Source organism: Staphylococcus simulans (genome assembly GCF_047037175.1).
Taxonomy (GTDB): Bacteria; Bacillota; Bacilli; order Staphylococcales; family Staphylococcaceae; genus Staphylococcus; species Staphylococcus simulans_C.
The window spans coordinates 259,918-277,877 of sequence record NZ_CP178241.1; the positions used below are offsets into that span (position 1 = coordinate 259,918).

The window sequence follows — 17,960 nt, forward strand, 5'->3', positions numbered from 1 at the left end:
AATGTGTCACAAAAATGACGATTTTTTGAAAATGCGCGTTGTCGCTAAAGTGTCACAAATTTGTCTTATTTAACCTAGTCAACGATTACATTTTGCTATATCATTGTATTATATGAATATTTTAAGGAGGGGCATTATGGATAAAGGACATACTTTGTCACAAGCTTCTGGTCGTGTAACCCTTAAAGAACTGAAAGCAATTATTAAAATGGGGCTCGTTCAAGGGAACTTAATTCCGGCTTTCACAGGAGCATGGCTGGCGATTGTATTAGCGAATCACTCCTTCCTATCATCTATACCGCAAATTCTGTTGATGATGATCGGTTCAACGCTCATCATGGGGGGCGCATGTGCACTCAATAACTATTATGACCAAGATATTGACAGCATCATGCCAAGCAAACAATCAAGACCGACAGTCAATAACAGAATTTCAAATAAAAATTTATTGATTTTAAGTTTCGGAATGATGGTTTTAGGCGAAATCCTCTTATTTATGCTGAACATTCCATCAGGTGTTATCGGTTTAATGGGCATCATCGGCTACGTATCATTTTATTCAATTTGGTCTAAACGCCACACAACTTGGAATACTGTTATCGGGAGTTTCCCAGGTGCAGTACCGCCATTAATCGGTTGGACAGCCATTGAAGGACAACTTAGCTTAACAGCAATTGCGTTATTCTTAGTGGTATTTTGTTGGCAACCGATTCATTTCTATGCCTTAGCGATTAAACGTCAGGATGAATATGCTTTAGCTAAAGTTCCAATGTTACCATCTGTAAGAGGTTTTAACCGTACACGTGTAGGTATGCTTTTATGGTTAGTTGCATTATTACCTTTACCATTATTATTTACAAATCTAGGTACGGTATTCGTTGTATTAGCAACACTTCTAAACTTGGGTTGGATGTATCTTGGCTTAACAAGCTTCAAGAAGAACTTCAATCAAAAGAAATGGGCTACGTTAATGTTTGTTTACTCACTGAACTATTTAGTGCTATTCTTTGCATTAGCAGTTATAATTTCTTTAATCAATATGATTTAAATAAATTGAAGATAGGATGAGATTTATGAGTCTACCTATATTGCCAACGATAAGTACGAGCTGTATTCAAATTTGTGCAGCCTTAGTTATTGTTGGATGGTACTTGATTAAAAAACGTAAAATTGAAGCGCATAAGAAAGTAATGTTGACTGCAGCATTCTTCGCATTAACATTCTTTATTATTTATGCGAGCAGAACATTCTTTATCGGGAATACCGCTTTCGGTGGACCTGCATGGTTAAAAGGATATTACCATTTCTTCTTAATTTTCCACATTGCGTTATCAACAGTGGGTGGATTAATGGGATTATTCCAAATCATCACAGCGTTTAAAGACAAATTTAATCTTCACCGCAAGGTCGGTCCTTGGGCAGCGATTATTTGGATTTTTACAGCTTTCACAGGTATTATCGTATACATCTTGTTATATGTAATGTACTCAGGTGGAGAAACAACTTCATTATTCAAAGCTACTTTCGGCTTTTAAAATGTAAAACATCGACTGATGACGTGATAAGTTGTCAGTCGATGTTTTTAAATAAGACAATCCTTGCGAGTGTGCGTGTGAAACGTGTACAATGATAATTACTTAACATTAAGGTGGGCGGAGAATGAGGAATTTAATTATTAAAGTTATAGGCGTTTTGCTACTCATAACTTTTCTTATCTATTTATTTTATTCGCCACGGCTGAAATTTGATGTGTTAGAAAATCCAAACAAGAAATCATCGACGAAAACAGAACAAACACAGAAAAAAGGGCCGGAGACTGAAAATCCAAAACCTAAGTCAGGGATTGGAACGTGGGTCAATAACGACATTAGCAGTTTGACGAAGAAATTCGGTCAAGCTGATCGTGTCTATGAATACGCAAATGACTATAAAAATTATGTCTTTAGAGCACAAAGTCAATATTATATTGTGACAGCTAAAAATAATATCGTTAAATCAGTCTATGCGACAGGAACGAAGGCGGATATTGAACCTATCAATATCTCTGAAGATGCTTCTAGTATTTTCGAGAACACCAGTATTAATCCAGAACCTCGTATTAAAGCAAATGGAAAATCTTATGATATAGAACTTTCTGATGAAGATATGAAAACACAAATGTTGATTAAATATGGCGATATCTATGCGCAAGTGTATATCGATCAACAAACGAATAAAGTGGTCGGTGTCAGATTCTTAGATGCAGATGCACTAGTTATGTTTAATCCATACCAAATGACACAAACATCTAATGAGAAAACAGTTGAAAACCAACATAAAGATATACCATATGAACAAAATGTTAACCAGTTGATGACGCTATATGAAGTCACTAATCAAATCAGAAGTTTAAAAGGACTTAAACCTTTCAAAGTAAATAATGATTTAAGCCACATCGCTTCAGTTAACTTATATGAAAGTACCAATAATAAAAACGTTGAGTTTACTGAGGGTGCTTTGAAACAACAATTAGATGATCGTAATATAGACTTTGAAGTGGTCGGTCAAAACGTTGGTTATGACTTTAACGATGTACCAACACTCTTGCATAGTTGGTTGAATTCAGATATTCACCGTTCACGTATATTGAATACACAATATACTGAAATGGGCGGAGATGTCATGGATGGCTACTATACATTAATATTTATCGGAAAATGATGGAAGGTGACAATATGATTAATTCTGAAGTCATTGAAGTATTAGATGGTGTAGATGAAGTCAGTGAAATGATTTTAAACTCAGAGATTTATCAAGCATATGTAGAAGCGCGTCAAATCATGAATGAAGATGAAACAGCACAAGCACATTATCAAACATTTATGAAGTATAAAGAAGACTATGATGAAGTAATGCGTTTTGGGAAATATCATCCGGATTATCAGAAGGTGACACGTGCCACACGTCAAAGTAAACGTGCGTATGACATGGTGCCATCTGTGATGGCTTATAAACAACAAGAAACTGAACTTCAAAATTTAGTGGATGAAGTCATCACCATTATCGCAACTTCTATTTCGGATAACGTTAAAATCGAAGTAGGAAATCCATTCTTTAGAACAGATATGCATGGATGTAGTACTGGCGGAACATGCCAATGTCAAATACACGCTTAAAATCATTCGAAATAATATAAAACGACCACCCATTACCAACGACATATTGTCGATGTGTAATGGGTGTTTGTTTTGTTGATTTAGACATCAATATGATTAAAAGGATAAGTCGGATTAATGTTGTGATTGATTTTGACGATATTGGAACGCAAGGTCAGGACGGTCAGTGACGATAGTATGCACGCCTTTATTAAATAAATCACTCATTAAATCAATACTATTCACACCGTAATAGCCTGGTACGATGTTGCGTGAATTTAACCAATTGATTAATCGTTTTGAAGTGAGTGGTATACCGTTATAAGTAGTCGGCATTTGGAACGTGTTGGCTTGTGCCTCAAACATATTTCCTAATCCGCTGAAGAACTTAACCACACCCACAGTTACTTCTTCTTGACTCGCACCAACCGCAACGGTTCCTAAAGCCAATTCAGAAAATCTTGCGATTTGGTCTTGATAGAAGCTTGTGACTAACACACGGTCTTGTGCATTATGTTGTACGATTGATTTGTATAATAACTCAGGCGCAATGGTCCCTTCATAAGAATCCTGACTATCTTTTAAATCTACATTGATTAACATGTCTGGATATAACTCTAATAATTCATCGAATGTTAGAATTTTCGCATCTGGATGATTGCGATAAGGTGTATCGTTGTTAATGTCTTTAAAATGATAACCTGCATCTAGTTTTTGTAGTTCTTCTAAGCGGTGCTCGCGTACTTTGCCTGAACCGTTTGTGGTACGGTCTACTGTTGCGTCATGAAAGACAATCAATTGTTCATCGCTTGTTACACGGACATCCGTTTCAAAACCATCAACTTCGTATGATGCTGCCGCATCAAATGCGAGTTTAGTTTGTTCAGGACGTAAAGCCATACCACCGCGATGTGCGAAGATATAATGAGGTTTACGTGTAAAGAATGCTGGGATAGGTTGAGGTTCTGGTTGACCTTTGAATTTTGACAAAAAGATAAGTCCGCTGAATATACCGGCAGCACCTGCTACACTGTTTCTGATAAGTCTACTTATTTTTACCATGGAATTTCCTCCTCGTATGCATATGAAGTTAACCTAAAGTGGTATGAATAAAGCGTGAATGCTTTGTCATACAGGGCTTTGGTTATTTCAAATTTAGTTCAGTCGTGATACTATAGATTAAAGTAATGGAGTGATCAAAATGACAGAAATCATACCTAGAACCAGTTTAATTATATACCTTAAACACATGAAACATGAACGTCATATCCGAAAATACGGTCATATTATTAATAGTAATCGCAATCGCAAATATGTCGTCATGTATATCAATGAAAATGATGCCGATCATATTGTCAATCGACTTATGAAATTAAAGTATGTGCGTCACATTGAAGGTTCTCCTTATAAATATTTAAAGAAAACGTATGAAAAAGAAAAGTACGAAATCAATTAATCGTTACACAACTGTATCAACAAATATAACCTTAATAACAAAGTGTTAAACGTTATTGTAAGGGTGGTATCCAATGATATAAGCGTAATACACCGATTAAATAATTAAAATAAAGCTCTAAATCATGAAAGTCGTCTGTAGATTTGACATCTAATTCATTTAAAGGCAATTGGTAGTCTTCTGCGAAGCCGCGAATCATTTCTGACTTTTTATTATCCTCTGGATGAGGGTACGAGAAGGCATTTAACATGATATACATGGCTTGGAAATAATTGCCTTCAGTCGGGTTCATAATAATTGCTGCGGAACTTAAACCTTTAGATGAGTCTGGACTGTTAAAGAACACAATACGGTTAATGCGTTCATGATTATATTGAATAAGTGTTTTGAACTCAAATAAATCGGTGAGTCCTTCACCGAGTACAATAAAAGATTGTTTCATTTTGGGAATAGCCTCCTTATTACCCAAATTATATTATAGAACGAGAGGGGAAGTGAAGTATAAGATGAGAGTGATATCCGGTCAACATAAAAGTAAACCGTTAGAAAGTTTAGAAGGGCGCAATACACGACCAACAACAGATAAAGTTAAAGAAAGTATTTTTAATACGCTGCATGAAGTATCTGGTATCGGGTTAGATTTGTTTGCGGGAAGCGGTGCACTAGGTATAGAGGCATTGTCTCGCGGTATGGATGAAATGATTTTTGTGGACCAAAACTTTAAAGCTGTTAAAGTGATAAAAGCGAATTTAAATAGCTTAGATATGATGAAACAGTCAGAGGTTTATAAAAATAATGCAGACCGCGCATTAAAAGCTTTATCAAAACGAGACATTCAGTTTGATTTAATCTTCTTAGACCCGCCTTATAATAAAGGTCTGATTGATAAAGCATTAGCACAAATCGAAGAGTTTAACTTATTGAAGAAAAGTGGTATCATCGTTTGTGAGTTTAACCATAAAGAAAACATTGATACACAATCGTTTGAAGTGATTAAACGTTATCATTATGGCTTAACGGATACTATGTTATTAGAAAAAGGAGAACATGATGGCTGAAACAAAAGCAGTAATACCAGGTAGTTTCGATCCAATTACATATGGACATTTGGATATTATTGAACGTGTCGCACACCGTTTTGATGAAATCCATATCTGTGTATTGAAAAACCGTAATAAGTCAGGGACTTTTACTGTGGAAGAACGCATCGCTTTAATTGAAGCATCTGTCGCAAATATTCCAAATGTACAAGTGCACCAATTCAATGGATTGCTTGTGGATTTTTGTGATAAAATCGGCGCAAAAACAATTGTTCGAGGATTACGTGCAGTCAGTGACTTTGAATATGAATTGCGTCTAACATCTATGAACAAGAAATTGAATAGTGATGTCGAAACATTATATATGATGACAAGCACGAACTATTCATTCATCAGTTCTAGCGTAGTGAAAGAAGTTGCGCAATATAAAGCAGATATTTCTGAGTTTGTACCGCCACCTGTAGAAAAAGCATTAAAAGAAAAATTCGGACATTAATAAAACACGTTTCAACGTCTATTTGTATCATACAAGAGGTGTTGAAACGTGTTTTGATTTAAATAATAGAAACCAAGAATTTAAAGACTTGGAAACATGTATTGACTATAAAAGAAAGGGTTGTATTCTTATTGTGCAGTTAAGCAATGTGAATACAACCCTAATTTTGTGTTATTGGTTTAGTTTTTCATATGCACCGATCGCAACTGCTAAATCAAAGTAAGCTGCACCGACACATTTAAAAACAGTAATGGCATCATTGTTTTTTCGATACAAAGTGCCTTGTTTAGAAAGTGTTTTGAGTTCGGCACTGATGTCATCAAAGGTAAAGGTTTGGTTTTGATTCGCTTCTATTAATTCCCCGGATTCTTCTTTCACACCTTCAAGATCATCGACGACAACACTTTCTGCTTGAGTGAAAATGTGTGGGTCTAGTTCTTTCATATCGGGTTGATAGGAGCCAATGCCATTGATATGTGTTCCCGGATGGACATCTTCAGCTTGAAAGACCGGCGTGGTAGAAGGTGTTTGGCAGTTAAGAATATCTGCTTGTTTAACGAGTGTTGATACATCTTCTAAGACTTCTACATGTAAGTTTGGATAATCTTTTAAGATACGCGTCTTAAAGTCTTGTGCTTTTTTCGTTGTGCGGTTATAAAGTAAAACGGTATCGATATCGCGCACTTCGATATTGCCTAAGAATTGTTCATAAGCCATACCGCCTGTTCCAATCATACCTAGCGTTGTCGCATCTTCACGGCTCATGTATTTTGTCGCAATGCCGCTGAGTGCGCCTGTTCTTAAACGCGTAAGATAACTGCCATCCAAAATCGCATTCGTTTCTCCGTTTTCAAGGTTGGTAATTACAATTTGTGCTTGTGTTGTCGGCAGATGTTGTTTAGGGTTCTCTGGTGTAATAGATGTAATTTTGATGGTTCCGAGTTGTTTTGCTAAATCAACACAAGGCATATATAACATGGATTTTGCACCTTCACCTGTAGGAATGACAGTACGCGGTGCCGTTTTGATTTGATCCAAATTGTTGAAACTGTGTTCAATCGCTGTAATCGCATCTTTCATATGGTATTGTGCTTTGACTTCTGCTTCTGAATATACTTGCATGTTGAATAACCCCCTTAATATGACTGTACCCTAATAACGGGTGTATTGAAATCGTCAGCGGTTTGACCAGATAAGGTATTATAGATTTGTGTTGCTTTGATTTCTGGTTCAAAGTAATGGGCAGTTGTTTTATTGACGTTAGTGATAAATTGACGATTTGGAAATTCTTTCTTTAACTGTTTTAAATAAGTTTGTCCTTTTTCGTTCATACCTAAGATACGTACAGCTTCAATATTATTTTGCTTATCTGCTTGTTTAAAGTTTAACAAACAGTTCATTAACATACGTTGAATACGGGTATACGTATAGCGCTTAGTTTTAAGCAGATGCATCAATTGTTCAAAATTGTGTGCAGCTTGGATTTTTTCTTTTAAACGGTACTCAAATCCTTCGCTGACTGTATGTACTTCACGCAATTCTTCAAGAGTTGCGCGTAGTATGGTGAATTTCAAATAAGGAAATACGTCATCTAAAGTTAAGTGCGGCTGCGTATACAAGTGTTTAACGGACGCAGGCACGACGGATTCAAAGCGCGTGTCATTGTTTTTAAGTGCTGTTCTAATCGCACTGCCGCTTGCGAAGGTTTGGTTATCTATCGTTTGGTTATGATGCTTGGTTTGATGACGCATGAGTGTCATCGGTGTGATGTGTGCTGCATAGTGTTGTATCGCTTGTACATAAGAAAGACCTAAGATATTATTAGGTGTCTGCAGTAAGGCGGGAGCATCTAATAATTCATTGATGATTCTAGGGTAACTTTTCCCTTCGTGCAGCTTTGTTTGAAATTCTGGGTGTTCTTCGATATGGTTGACTTGCATGGCAACATGTTCGAAATCTTTGATGCTGCCGGATTCACTCCCAAATACGAGTGCATCACAATTCAGATAGTCCGCAACTTTGACACCCATTTCTGCGAAGTATTCTCCAGCAGATAATGCGGCATAAGCAGGCAGTTCGACTACAAGGTCGCAAGCAGAGAGCGCAAGTTGTGTCCGTAGAAATTTGTTGTAGATGGCAGGTTCACCGCGCATCACAAATTGACCGCTCATAATCGCAACTGTAACATCTGCATCGGCGATTTTACGTGCTTGTTCTGCATGGTAAACATGCCCGTTATGGAAGGGGTTATACTCTGTAATCAGTGCAGCGCATTTCATTTGCAATCCGTCCTTTCAGAATTCATTATGATTATTGTATCAAAAAGTCAAGATGTTAAGAAAAAATCTTGACAACTTAACGCTAGAAAGTTAAAATAAATTTTGTGCTTGTTAGAGGTGAAGCCATATGAAATGGTCAATAACGCAATTAAGAAAATATCAAGGTCAGCCTTTTGAATTTGATCAAACAGTAAATTATAATCATTTAATTGATAAATTAGGACTTATAGATTTATCTGATATCCGAGTGAGAGGCAAACTTGATGTCAAATCAAATGAAGTTGTCGCTGATATCCACTTAACTGGTACGTACACGATGGAAGATGCGCGTACATTAGAGCCGGTGGAAGTGCCGATTGATGTCGAGACTACAGAAATATTTGATTTAGAAGGTCATGAGTTTAGTGAAAGCGAAGATGACGATGAACATTATCATCTTGCTACAAGCGGAATGATTGATTTACGTGATATCGCAGAAGAGCTTGTCATCATAGAAAAGCCTATCCGAGCAGTGGCTGAAGACAGCAGTTTAGAAGACATGCTGCAGAGCGGTCAAGGTTGGGAAGTTATTGACGAAGACGAATTAGAAGAAAGTGAACAAGCAGAAGAAATCTCTTCTAAGAAAGTCGATCCAAGGCTTCAAAAATTGCAACAATTTTATGATGAAAAGCAATAGAAGTTGATGTACAATAGATAGTATTGTTATTAACATCTTAATCGCACAGTAACAAAGATTTTGTGTTTGAAATTTAAGGAGGATTAAATCATGGCAGTACCAAAAAGAAGAACATCTAAAACTAGAAAAAATAAACGTCGTACTCACTTTAAATTATCAGTACCAGGTATGACTGAATGCCCTAACTGTGGTGAATACAAATTATCTCACCGCGTTTGTAAAAACTGTGGTTCTTACAACGGTGAAGAAGTCGTTTCAAAATAATTGATGAATCATGAGACCCATCGTCTAAAACGGTAGGTCTCATTTTTGTTTATTAAAAGCAACATGATAGAATAAGGAAAAAGCGTAAATGAGGTAACCCATTATGGAACAAATTACGTCACCGCAAAATACAAAGGTGAAACAAGCAAACAAATTAAAGAAGAAAAAAGAACGAGATAAAACAGGATTGTTATTGGTCGAAGGGACACATTTGATTGAAGAAGCGGTTCAAAGCCAATTAACGGTGAAACAACTTTTTGTGGTTGAACCAGAACGTTTTGATGCTAAGTTGATTGAAGCAGCTGAAGAAGCGTTCCATATTAATTTCAAAGTTGCAGAAAGTTTATCTGGTACTGTGACACCTCAAGGTATTTTTGCGGTCATAGAAAAACCAGAGGTTGCTTCTCGTATTGCCGATGCGAAACAAGTATTATTATTAGATCGTATCCAAGACCCTGGAAATCTCGGTACGTTAATTCGTACAGCAGATGCTGCTGCATTAGACTTGATTGTCTTAGCACCAGGTACTGCTGATGCATATCAAGATAAAGTATTGCGTTCTAGTCAAGGGAGTGTTTTCCATTTGCCGATTGTGACACAACCCTTAGATACATTTATTGAACAATTTGATGGCCCTGTTTACGGTACGGCCTTAGAAGATGCGGTGAACTTTAATGAAGAAGCTGCACAATCATCGTTTGCGTTATTACTTGGTAATGAAGGGCAAGGCGTGGATCCTGAATTATTAAGTCATACGACTAAACGATTAACAATTCCGATGTATGGCGCTGCAGAAAGTTTAAATGTTGCTATAGCAGGCAGTATTTTAATCTATAAATTAAAAGGTTGACCGGTCGGAAGGGATTACTTATAATAAAATGTGATTTAGTGTTTGGGCGTCAGATTCAAACAGAAAAATAAATACTTTGCCTATAAAAAGACGTAAATTATCAATGCAGACTGTTTAGGGAGAATAACCGCGACTGAAAGTTATTCCAGAATGCGATAATTTTTTTCATCTTTTTGGCAACTTAAAGAAATTTAAGTCGGTTCATCACCGTTATCTATGATAAATCAAGTGTATGCGTATGCATAAATTTGGGTGGTACCACGGAAGACTTCGTCCCATTTCTCAGGGATAGAAGTCTTTTTTTATTGGCAATTTAATTTAGGAGGGGCAGATATGATTCAAACTGAAGAAATGAATCAGCTGAAATCAGAGGCGTTGGCCGATGTGTCGCAAGCGTCAGATGAGAAAGCTTTGCAAGATGTTAAAGTAAAATACTTAGGTAAAAAAGGTTCTGTTTCAGGTTTAATGAAACAAATGAAAGATTTATCAAATGAAGAAAAACCAAAATTTGGCCAAGCAGTGAATGAAGTGCGACAAGCGATTGAACAAGCGATCGCAGATCGTAAAAAAGTGCTTGAACAAGAACGTTTAAACAAACAATTAGAAGAAGAAACAATTGATGTGACGTTGCCAAGTCGCCAAGTCAAACAAGGTGCAGCACATCCATTAACACGTACAATCCAAGAAATCGAAGATTTATTCTTAGGTTTAGGATATGAAATTGTAAATGGTTATGAAGTTGAACAAGATTACTACAACTTTGAAGCATTGAATTTACCAAAATCTCACCCAGCACGTGATATGCAAGATACATTCTATATCACAGAAGAAACGTTAATGCGTACGCATACATCTCCTGTACAAGCACGTACACTTGAAAAACGCAAAGGACAAGGACCAGTTAAAATTATTTGTCCTGGTAAAGTGTATCGTCGTGACTCAGATGATGCGACACACAGTCACCAATTTACTCAAATTGAAGGCTTAGTTGTGGCAGAAAACATTAAAATGAGTGACTTAAAAGGAACGCTTGAACTTGTTGCGAAGAAATTATTTGGTGAAGAACGTGAAATCCGCTTACGTCCAAGTTACTTCCCATTCACTGAACCTTCAGTGGAAGTAGATGTATCTTGTTTCAAATGCGGCGGTAAAGGCTGTAACGTATGTAAGGGTACAGGCTGGATTGAAATCTTAGGTGCAGGTATGGTGCATCCTAACGTCTTAGAAATGGCAGGATTCGATTCTTCTAAATATACTGGTTTCGCATTTGGTATGGGTCCAGACCGTATCGCTATGTTGAAATATGGTATTGAAGATATCCGTTATTTCTACACAAATGATGTTCGTTTCTTAGATCAATTCAAAGCTGTTGAAGATAGAGGTGAAGCATAATGTTTGTATCAAAAGAATGGTTAGAATCTTTAGTGGAAGTCAATGAACCAATCCAATCATTAGCTGAACGTATTACACGTACAGGGATTGAAGTTGATGACATTATTGATTACACAGCTGAAATTAAAAAATTAGTCGTAGGTTATGTGGAAAGTAAAACACAACATCCTAACGCAGATAAATTAAATATTTGTAAAGTAGATATCGGTGAAACTGAACCCGTACAAATCGTTTGTGGTGCACCGAATGTAGATGCAGGCCAATATGTGATTGTCGCTACAGTGGGCGGACGTTTACCAGGCGGTATTAAAATCAAACGTGCGAAATTACGTGGTGAAGTATCTGAAGGCATGATTTGTTCATTACAAGAAATTGGTGTTCAAAGCAATGTTGTACCAAAAGCATTTGAAGACGGCATTTATAACTTCCCAAGTGAAGTGAAACCAGGTACAGATGCGTTAGAAGCATTATATTTAAATGACCAAGTGATGGAATTCGACTTAACACCAAACCGTGCCGATGCATTAAGTATGGTCGGTGCTGCGTATGAAACATCAGCACTTTACGGTGCGGCATTAACATTGCCAGAAATACAACCCGATACAACTGAAACTTCAGCAGCACAAGAAATTTCCGTGTCAGTTGAAAATCCAGATAAAACACCATATTACAGTGCGCGTGTTGTTAAAAATGTGAAAATCGGACCATCTCCAATTTGGATGCAAGCACGCTTAATGAAAGCAGGCATTCGTCCAATTAATAACGTCGTAGATATTTCAAACTATGTGCTATTAGAATACGGTCAACCATTGCACATGTTTGACCAAGACCATATTGGTTCAGACCACATTGTGGTACGTCAAGCGCAAGCAGGCGAAAAAATGACGACTTTAGATGACGCAGAACGTGAATTATTAGCGTCTGATATCGTTATCACAAACGGTAAAGAACCTATCGCACTTGGTGGTGTAATGGGCGGAGACTTCTCTGAAGTGACAGAACAAACACAAAATGTTGTGGTTGAAGGAGCGATCTTTGATCCTGTCAGCATTCGTCATACATCACGTCGTTTGAACTTACGCAGTGAATCATCAAGTCGTTTCGAAAAAGGAATCGCGACTGAGTTTGTAGATCAAGCGGTAGACCGTGCATGTTACTTATTAGAACATTATGCACAAGGTGAAGTCTTATCAGATAGAGTTGCGTCAGGTGACTTAGGTGAATTTATTACACCGATTGAAATTACAGTTGATAAAATTAACAATACAATCGGTTCAGACATGACAGTTGAAGCGATTGTGAAATCATTAAGCCAACTTGGCTTCAAAACTGAAAATAACGAAGGCAACTTAACTGTATATGTGCCTTCACGTCGTAGAGATGTCAAAATTAAAGAAGACTTAATCGAAGAAGTCGCACGTATTTATGGTTATGATGAAATTCCATCAACATTACCAGTCTTCGAACAAGTTACAAGTGGTCAATTAACAGACCGCCAAGCAAAAACACGTATATTAAAACGCACATTAGAAGGTGCAGGTTTAAGTGAAGCTATTACGTATTCATTAGTAGACCGTGCACGTGGTAAAGCATTCTCTGTCAGCGACAAACCCAATATTGAATTGTTGATGCCGATGAGTGAAGCGCATGCGGTCTTACGTCAAAGTTTATTACCACATTTAATTGATGCGGTCGCTTATAATGTGGCGCGTAAAAATACGGATGTCTTCTTATATGAAATCGGACGTGTCTTCTTTGCGAATGGTAAAGGTGAACTACCGGATGAAGTTGAATACTTAAGCGGTATTTTAACAGGTGAATACAGCGGCAACCAATGGCAAGGCAAGAAAGAGTTAACAGACTTCTATCTTGCGAAAGGTATTTTAGATGCAATTGCGGAAAAATTAGATATCACATTTGATTATGAAGCAACACAAATGGACGGTTTACATCCAGGGCGTACTGCGAACGTCATTTTAAATGGAGATGTCATCGGCTTTATCGGTGAACTACACCCACAATTAGCAGAGGAAAATGATTTGAAACAACGTACGTATGTCTTTGAATTAAACTATGATAAATTGATGAACGTTGCGGTGGGTTACATCAACTATAAACAAATCCCTAAATATCCTGGTGTGACAAGAGACATCGCATTAGAAGTGGATACCACTGTTTCAGCTGCAGCATTAATTCAAACTATCAAAGCACATGGTGGTAAAATCTTACAAGATGCGCAAGTCTTTGATGTCTATGAAGGTGAACATATGGAAGCAGGCAAAAAATCTGTCGCTATCCGTATTGCTTACTTAGATACTGAAAATACGTTAACAGATGAACAAGTTACAGCGGTTCATGATGAAATCGTTAACGCTTTAACTGCAGAAGGCGCAGTCATTCGTTAAGCTGATTAGCTTCATGGAAATAAATTAAAAAAACAAGCTCTTTCTACACAGATAATGTGTGGAAGGAGCTTGTTTCATTTTCTTTATAAAACTGTGTAAGCAACGTGTTAAATTGCTTAGTCGTTAAATTGTTTTTTACGATAGAGGTCTAAGGCTTTTTCTCTATTTTTAAAGTCAGCTTTTGACAAGTTATCTAATGTATCCGTACCGAATTTATCAATTAATCGTGCTGCGAATAAATCTACTGCTTTACTGGCGCCTTTTGGAATATTTTTGCCGATTTTTTTGCTCATGTGATCCATATGTTTCACAAACGCATAACGAGAAAGAATACTCGCGGCTGCGATGGCTAAAGATTTAGATTCACCTTTTGTTTCGAAACATGTTTTATCTGGATGTGGCATCGGTGACAAGGCGTAGTTTTGATAGACACCGCGAACCGCAAATTGGTCGATTACAATATAGTCTAAGGGCTGATTTTGTGCTTCGATACGATTTACCACGTTTTCAATGGCTTGGTTATGCAAAACGGCTTTCATTTTAACTTGTGACCAGCCTAATTGTTTTCGTTCGTTATATCTTTTGTTGTCTAATACTTGTAGTGAGTGGGGGAGAAATGTCACTAATTGTTCAGCTAATTCGACAATTTTTTTATCGCTTAATTTTTTAGAATCGTCGACGCCTAATGTTTTCAACACCTCCGCATGTTCTTTTGACACATAAGCGGCACATACAGTAAGGGGTCCGAAATAATCACCACTGCCTGCTTCATCGCTGCCGATACAGTTAGCAGTGTTAAATGGATAATCAGTTGAATGGATCGTCGTTGTTTTCTTTTTCTTTGATGGTGCTTTAGATGTTTGTGCATCGTTACCTAGTAATTGTTGCGCCACAGATTCGGCTTGAGCACCTTGAAACATCACTTTGTTAGAATTATATATATGAATCGTTGTGCCTTGAACTTTTGCGCGTGCACGAGAGCCTTGTGGGAGGTTTGTTGTATCTGCGTTGATTTTGCTTAGTAATTGTTGGATTTGTTCATCTGTTAATTTTAATACGACATTCGCCATAGGGATGCTCCTTACTTGTTGTAGTATTTTTATTTTACTATAGGTTGGTCGTACAACAAAAGGTTATATGTTACAGGTGTTTTAAATAACGTTGGCAAAAAGCGAACACTACTTACATTATAAATGGCACTCGTGTATAATGGTTCGTGATGAATAATTAGAGTGGTTTTCAACAAAACTAGGTGAAAATCAGTTACGATTAATATAAACGCAACACTCATGAGTGATCGTGGTGAATGAGTGAAAATAAGCAAGATTGGAGTTATCAAATTGGGCGAATTTAAAAATAGAATCAATGTTACGATTAATAATAAAAATTATACAATAGTCGGCGAAGATAATCCTGAGCATATACGTTATGTTGCACATCTCGTGGATGAGAAAATTCAAGAATTAGGCCGCAAGAGTGCGGGATTGGATACAACACGTAAAGCGGTTTTGACTGCTGTGAATATTATGCATGAAAAGGTGTTGTTAGAAGAGGAAAACCGTCGTTTGAAACAAGAGTTGAATCGTTTGAAGCATGACGAACATTAGGGGCTGCCTATGCTGCTGAATATCTTTATCTTTTTTGTCTTTATCATGATTGCCGCCATGGGGTTTCGCAGAGGATTTTGGTGGAGTCTGTTTCACTTTATATGTACGGTCGCCGCATTTGTCTTTGCGGCATTATGGTATGCACCGTTTGCGAAACAGTTAGAGTTATATGTTCCGTTTCCTAAAACAAAGGCAGCACAAACACATTATTTCATTCAATATGATGAGATTCATCTGCGATTTGAAAGTATTGTCGCATTTATCATGATATTTTTAATCAGCAAGTTTATTTTATACCTAATTTTATCTGCGTTTGATAAAATAATGGTAACACAACACATATCAATCTTGAATCGATGCTTTGGTGTACTCTTAAGTATGGTGAGCGCTGTGGTGATTGTCTTGCTCGTATTATATTTATGCAGCTTGTACCCGAGCTTTGCGATTCAACAACAATTTGCACAATCCGTAATCGCAAATTTGATACTCTTTCATACCCCATATCTGTCATCGTTTGTGATGGCATTATAATTCAATGAATACAAAGACTAAACAAAGAGGAGGCTGAAACATTCGCTAATCTGTACCAGAGATACGAATGCCATCAAGTTCCTCTTTTTAATTGGAGTGAATTAAGTGAGTCAACATATTACTAAAAAAGATGTCGTGCGTTTATTAGAGAAGATTGCCACTTACATGGAGTTAAAAGGTGAAAACACGTTTAAAGTGTCTGCTTATCGTAAAGCAGCACAAAGTTTAGAAACCGATGAACGTACAATAGATGAAATTGAAGATGTCACAAAGCTGAAAAACATCGGTAAAGGTGTCGGTGAAGTCATCAATGAATATTTAACGAATGGTGAATCTGAAACCTTAACCACTTTAGAAGCAGAAGTACCTGAAGGTTTAGTGCCATTATTAAAGATTCAAGGACTTGGCAGTAAGAAGATTCATAAACTGTATAAAGAACTAGGTATTACGAATAAAGAAGAACTTGCGCGTGCATGTGAAAATAAAGAAGTCAGTGCTTTAAGCGGCTTCGGCAAAAAGACTGAAGAGAATATTCTTGCGGGTGTCAATGCCTTAAGTGCACGTAAAGAACGTTATCCTATCAACTTATTAATTAAATTGAATCAAGAAATTGAAGCGTATTTAGAGACGATTGATGCTTTAGAACAATATCATGTGGCAGGCAGTTTCCGCCGTGTCAATGAAATGAGTAAAGACTTAGATTATATCATGAGTACGACTGATCCAGAGACTGTACAACAAGCGTTATTAAACGTTCCGCATAAAGTAAAAGATGTGGCAGTAGGTTTAACGAAAGTATCGGTTGAAGTTGAATTTGAAGATGAAACGATTGAAATCGACTTTAGAATCGTAGAGCCAAGCGCTTATTACCATACCTTACAACATTTCACAGGTTCAAAAGATCATAATATCCGTATTCGTCAACTTGCGAAAGCACGTGGTGAAAAAGTCAGTGAATATGGAATTGAACAACCTGATGGTTCATTATTACAATTAGACAGTGAAGCAGCAATCTATGAACATTTTGGACATGCATGGATTGCGCCGCCAATGCGTGTAGACGGTACTGAGTTTGACCGTGATTTATCCAATATTGTTACAATAGATGACATTAAAGGCGATGTGCATATGCATACGACAATGAGTGACGGTGCTTTCAGTCTACGTGAAATGATTGAAGCAAATATCCAAAAAGGATATGAATATATGGTGATTACAGACCATTCACGTAGTTTACGTGTCGCGCATGGTTTAGAAATTGACCGTTTATTACGCCAAAATGAAGAAGTTAAAGCAATGAACCAAGAATATGATGAAATTGATATCTATTCAGGAACTGAGATGGATATTTTAGCGGACGGTACTTTAGATTATCCAGATGATGTGTTAGCACAATTAGATTACGTTATTGCTTCGATTCATCAAAGCTTTAACCAAACAGAAGAACAAATTATGCATCGCTTAGAACAAGCTTGCCGCAATCCTTATGTTCGTCACATTGCACATCCAACAGGACGTATTATTGGCCGTCGTGATGGATATAAAGTAAATATGGACCGCCTATTTGAATTGGCGAAAGCCACAGATACAATTTTAGAAATTAATGCGAATCCGTTACGTTTGGATTTAAGTGCAGAAGTATTACGTCATCATCAAGATATTATAGTAACGATTAATACAGATGCACATCATATTGATAACCTAGAATTGATGAAATATGGGATTGCGACAGCGCAAAAAGCATTTATAGATAAATCACGCGTTCTCAATACAATGAGCAGAGAAGATTTCAAATCATTTATAGAAAACAATAAAAAGTTAAAGAAATAG

At 37.0% G+C, this 17,960-nt stretch carries 20 protein-coding genes; 15 read left to right on the forward strand and 5 right to left on the reverse strand.

Features of this window, described 5'->3' with window-relative positions:
- Window positions 1-136: 136 nt before the first annotated feature.
- The 4 genes from cyoE (at window position 137) to ACFCT9_RS01205 (ending at window position 3,155) form a co-directional block, all read left to right on the forward strand.
- Complete coding sequence (gene cyoE / locus ACFCT9_RS01190) at window positions 137-1,048, forward strand: heme o synthase (RefSeq protein ID WP_412520158.1); 912 nt, start codon at window positions 137-139, stop codon at window positions 1,046-1,048.
- A 25-nt stretch (window positions 1,049-1,073) separates the two neighbouring features.
- Window positions 1,074-1,535 carry a DUF420 domain-containing protein gene (locus ACFCT9_RS01195; protein ID WP_412520160.1) on the forward strand — a complete coding sequence of 154 codons (462 nt, stop codon included), beginning with the start codon at window positions 1,074-1,076 and terminating at the stop codon, window positions 1,533-1,535.
- Window positions 1,536-1,659: 124 nt separating this feature from the next.
- Window positions 1,660-2,700, forward strand: coding sequence for a CAP domain-containing protein (locus ACFCT9_RS01200; RefSeq protein WP_412520162.1), 1,041 nt, complete (start codon window positions 1,660-1,662; stop codon window positions 2,698-2,700).
- A gap of 14 nt (window positions 2,701-2,714) precedes the next feature.
- On the forward strand, window positions 2,715-3,155 hold the full coding sequence (locus tag ACFCT9_RS01205) for a YlbF family regulator (protein ID WP_412520163.1): 441 nt from the start codon (window positions 2,715-2,717) through the stop codon (window positions 3,153-3,155).
- A 114-nt stretch (window positions 3,156-3,269) separates the two neighbouring features.
- Here ACFCT9_RS01205 and ACFCT9_RS01210 read toward each other — a convergent pair whose 3' ends face one another.
- Entirely contained in the window at window positions 3,270-4,196 is a 927-nt protein-coding gene (locus tag ACFCT9_RS01210) for a glycerophosphodiester phosphodiesterase (RefSeq protein WP_412520165.1), read from the reverse strand.
- Between the two features lie 139 nt (window positions 4,197-4,335).
- On the opposite strand from ACFCT9_RS01210, the gene ACFCT9_RS01215 reads away from it, so the two are divergent.
- Window positions 4,336-4,590 carry a DUF2129 domain-containing protein gene (locus ACFCT9_RS01215; RefSeq protein WP_412520166.1) on the forward strand — a complete coding sequence of 85 codons (255 nt, stop codon included), beginning with the start codon at window positions 4,336-4,338 and terminating at the stop codon, window positions 4,588-4,590.
- Window positions 4,591-4,642: 52 nt separating this feature from the next.
- Here the strand turns inward: ACFCT9_RS01215 and ACFCT9_RS01220 are convergent, their stop codons facing one another.
- Window positions 4,643-5,032 carry a hypothetical protein gene (locus ACFCT9_RS01220; protein WP_412520168.1) on the reverse strand — a complete coding sequence of 130 codons (390 nt, stop codon included), beginning with the start codon at window positions 5,030-5,032 and terminating at the stop codon, window positions 4,643-4,645.
- Between the two features lie 64 nt (window positions 5,033-5,096).
- Between ACFCT9_RS01220 and rsmD the strand changes: the two genes are divergently transcribed.
- Together rsmD and coaD are read left to right on the forward strand one after the other, a co-directional pair.
- Window positions 5,097-5,648 (forward strand): 16S rRNA (guanine(966)-N(2))-methyltransferase RsmD, encoded by a 552-nt coding sequence (gene rsmD, locus ACFCT9_RS01225; protein WP_412520169.1) that lies wholly within the window; start codon window positions 5,097-5,099, stop codon window positions 5,646-5,648.
- Window positions 5,641-6,126, forward strand: coding sequence for a pantetheine-phosphate adenylyltransferase (gene coaD / locus ACFCT9_RS01230; RefSeq protein ID WP_412520170.1), 486 nt, complete (start codon window positions 5,641-5,643; stop codon window positions 6,124-6,126). The genes rsmD and coaD overlap by 8 nt, the downstream gene beginning before the upstream one ends.
- A 171-nt stretch (window positions 6,127-6,297) precedes the next feature.
- Here coaD and ACFCT9_RS01235 read toward each other — a convergent pair whose 3' ends face one another.
- Both ACFCT9_RS01235 and ACFCT9_RS01240 read right to left on the reverse strand, forming a co-directional pair.
- The gene (locus ACFCT9_RS01235; protein WP_412520172.1) at window positions 6,298-7,248 is read right to left on the reverse strand and encodes an ornithine cyclodeaminase family protein; all 951 of its coding nucleotides are present in this window, start codon (window positions 7,246-7,248) and stop codon (window positions 6,298-6,300) included.
- Between the two features lie 14 nt (window positions 7,249-7,262).
- Window positions 7,263-8,405, reverse strand: a complete 1,143-nt coding sequence (locus ACFCT9_RS01240) for a nucleotidyltransferase (protein WP_412520174.1) — start codon at window positions 8,403-8,405, stop codon at window positions 7,263-7,265.
- 127 nt (window positions 8,406-8,532) lie between these two features.
- On the opposite strand from ACFCT9_RS01240, the gene ACFCT9_RS01245 reads away from it, so the two are divergent.
- From ACFCT9_RS01245 to pheT, 5 genes are all read left to right on the forward strand, one after another.
- Window positions 8,533-9,081 (forward strand): YceD family protein, encoded by a 549-nt coding sequence (locus ACFCT9_RS01245; RefSeq protein WP_412520176.1) that lies wholly within the window; start codon window positions 8,533-8,535, stop codon window positions 9,079-9,081.
- A gap of 90 nt (window positions 9,082-9,171) precedes the next feature.
- A complete protein-coding gene (gene rpmF, locus ACFCT9_RS01250; RefSeq protein ID WP_002480558.1) occupies window positions 9,172-9,345 on the forward strand; it encodes a 50S ribosomal protein L32 in 174 nt (57 codons plus the stop codon).
- A gap of 103 nt (window positions 9,346-9,448) precedes the next feature.
- Window positions 9,449-10,195 (forward strand): TrmH family RNA methyltransferase, encoded by a 747-nt coding sequence (locus ACFCT9_RS01255; protein WP_412520177.1) that lies wholly within the window; start codon window positions 9,449-9,451, stop codon window positions 10,193-10,195.
- 333 nt (window positions 10,196-10,528) lie between these two features.
- Window positions 10,529-11,587 (forward strand): phenylalanine--tRNA ligase subunit alpha, encoded by a 1,059-nt coding sequence (gene pheS / locus ACFCT9_RS01260; protein ID WP_412520178.1) that lies wholly within the window; start codon window positions 10,529-10,531, stop codon window positions 11,585-11,587.
- Window positions 11,587-13,992 (forward strand): phenylalanine--tRNA ligase subunit beta, encoded by a 2,406-nt coding sequence (gene pheT / locus ACFCT9_RS01265; RefSeq protein ID WP_412520180.1) that lies wholly within the window; start codon window positions 11,587-11,589, stop codon window positions 13,990-13,992. The genes pheS and pheT overlap by 1 nt, the downstream gene beginning before the upstream one ends.
- Before the next feature lie 116 nt (window positions 13,993-14,108).
- Here pheT and rnhC read toward each other — a convergent pair whose 3' ends face one another.
- The gene (rnhC, locus tag ACFCT9_RS01270; protein WP_412520182.1) at window positions 14,109-15,062 is read right to left on the reverse strand and encodes a ribonuclease HIII; all 954 of its coding nucleotides are present in this window, start codon (window positions 15,060-15,062) and stop codon (window positions 14,109-14,111) included.
- 270 nt (window positions 15,063-15,332) lie between these two features.
- Here rnhC and zapA point away from each other — a divergent pair, with 270 nt between their 5' ends.
- The 3 genes from zapA (at window position 15,333) to polX (ending at window position 17,960) form a co-directional block, all read left to right on the forward strand.
- Window positions 15,333-15,599 (forward strand): cell division protein ZapA, encoded by a 267-nt coding sequence (zapA, locus tag ACFCT9_RS01275; RefSeq protein ID WP_412520183.1) that lies wholly within the window; start codon window positions 15,333-15,335, stop codon window positions 15,597-15,599.
- A gap of 9 nt (window positions 15,600-15,608) precedes the next feature.
- The gene (locus ACFCT9_RS01280; protein WP_412520185.1) at window positions 15,609-16,130 is read left to right on the forward strand and encodes a CvpA family protein; all 522 of its coding nucleotides are present in this window, start codon (window positions 15,609-15,611) and stop codon (window positions 16,128-16,130) included.
- A gap of 117 nt (window positions 16,131-16,247) precedes the next feature.
- Window positions 16,248-17,960: a DNA polymerase/3'-5' exonuclease PolX gene (gene polX / locus ACFCT9_RS01285; RefSeq protein ID WP_412521601.1), complete on the forward strand. Its 1,713-nt coding sequence runs from the start codon at window positions 16,248-16,250 to the stop codon at window positions 17,958-17,960.

Bases quoted from the DNA above. Each gene is read 5' to 3' on its own strand.
- cyoE (WP_412520158.1), top strand. From the start codon at position 137: ATGGATAAAGGACATACTTTGTCACAAGCTTCTGGTCGTGTAACCCTT.
- ACFCT9_RS01195 (WP_412520160.1), top strand. From the start codon at position 1,074: ATGAGTCTACCTATATTGCCAACGATAAGTACGAGCTGTATTCAAATT.
- ACFCT9_RS01200 (WP_412520162.1), top strand. From the start codon at position 1,660: ATGAGGAATTTAATTATTAAAGTTATAGGCGTTTTGCTACTCATAACT.
- ACFCT9_RS01205 (WP_412520163.1), top strand. From the start codon at position 2,715: ATGATTAATTCTGAAGTCATTGAAGTATTAGATGGTGTAGATGAAGTC.
- ACFCT9_RS01210 (WP_412520165.1), bottom strand. From the start codon at position 4,196: ATGGTAAAAATAAGTAGACTTATCAGAAACAGTGTAGCAGGTGCTGCC.
- ACFCT9_RS01215 (WP_412520166.1), top strand. From the start codon at position 4,336: ATGACAGAAATCATACCTAGAACCAGTTTAATTATATACCTTAAACAC.
- ACFCT9_RS01220 (WP_412520168.1), bottom strand. From the start codon at position 5,032: ATGAAACAATCTTTTATTGTACTCGGTGAAGGACTCACCGATTTATTT.
- rsmD (WP_412520169.1), top strand. From the start codon at position 5,097: ATGAGAGTGATATCCGGTCAACATAAAAGTAAACCGTTAGAAAGTTTA.
- coaD (WP_412520170.1), top strand. From the start codon at position 5,641: ATGGCTGAAACAAAAGCAGTAATACCAGGTAGTTTCGATCCAATTACA.
- ACFCT9_RS01235 (WP_412520172.1), bottom strand. From the start codon at position 7,248: ATGCAAGTATATTCAGAAGCAGAAGTCAAAGCACAATACCATATGAAA.
- ACFCT9_RS01240 (WP_412520174.1), bottom strand. From the start codon at position 8,405: ATGAAATGCGCTGCACTGATTACAGAGTATAACCCCTTCCATAACGGG.
- ACFCT9_RS01245 (WP_412520176.1), top strand. From the start codon at position 8,533: ATGAAATGGTCAATAACGCAATTAAGAAAATATCAAGGTCAGCCTTTT.
- rpmF (WP_002480558.1), top strand. From the start codon at position 9,172: ATGGCAGTACCAAAAAGAAGAACATCTAAAACTAGAAAAAATAAACGT.
- ACFCT9_RS01255 (WP_412520177.1), top strand. From the start codon at position 9,449: ATGGAACAAATTACGTCACCGCAAAATACAAAGGTGAAACAAGCAAAC.
- pheS (WP_412520178.1), top strand. From the start codon at position 10,529: ATGATTCAAACTGAAGAAATGAATCAGCTGAAATCAGAGGCGTTGGCC.
- pheT (WP_412520180.1), top strand. From the start codon at position 11,587: ATGTTTGTATCAAAAGAATGGTTAGAATCTTTAGTGGAAGTCAATGAA.
- rnhC (WP_412520182.1), bottom strand. From the start codon at position 15,062: ATGGCGAATGTCGTATTAAAATTAACAGATGAACAAATCCAACAATTA.
- ACFCT9_RS01280 (WP_412520185.1), top strand. From the start codon at position 15,609: ATGCTGCTGAATATCTTTATCTTTTTTGTCTTTATCATGATTGCCGCC.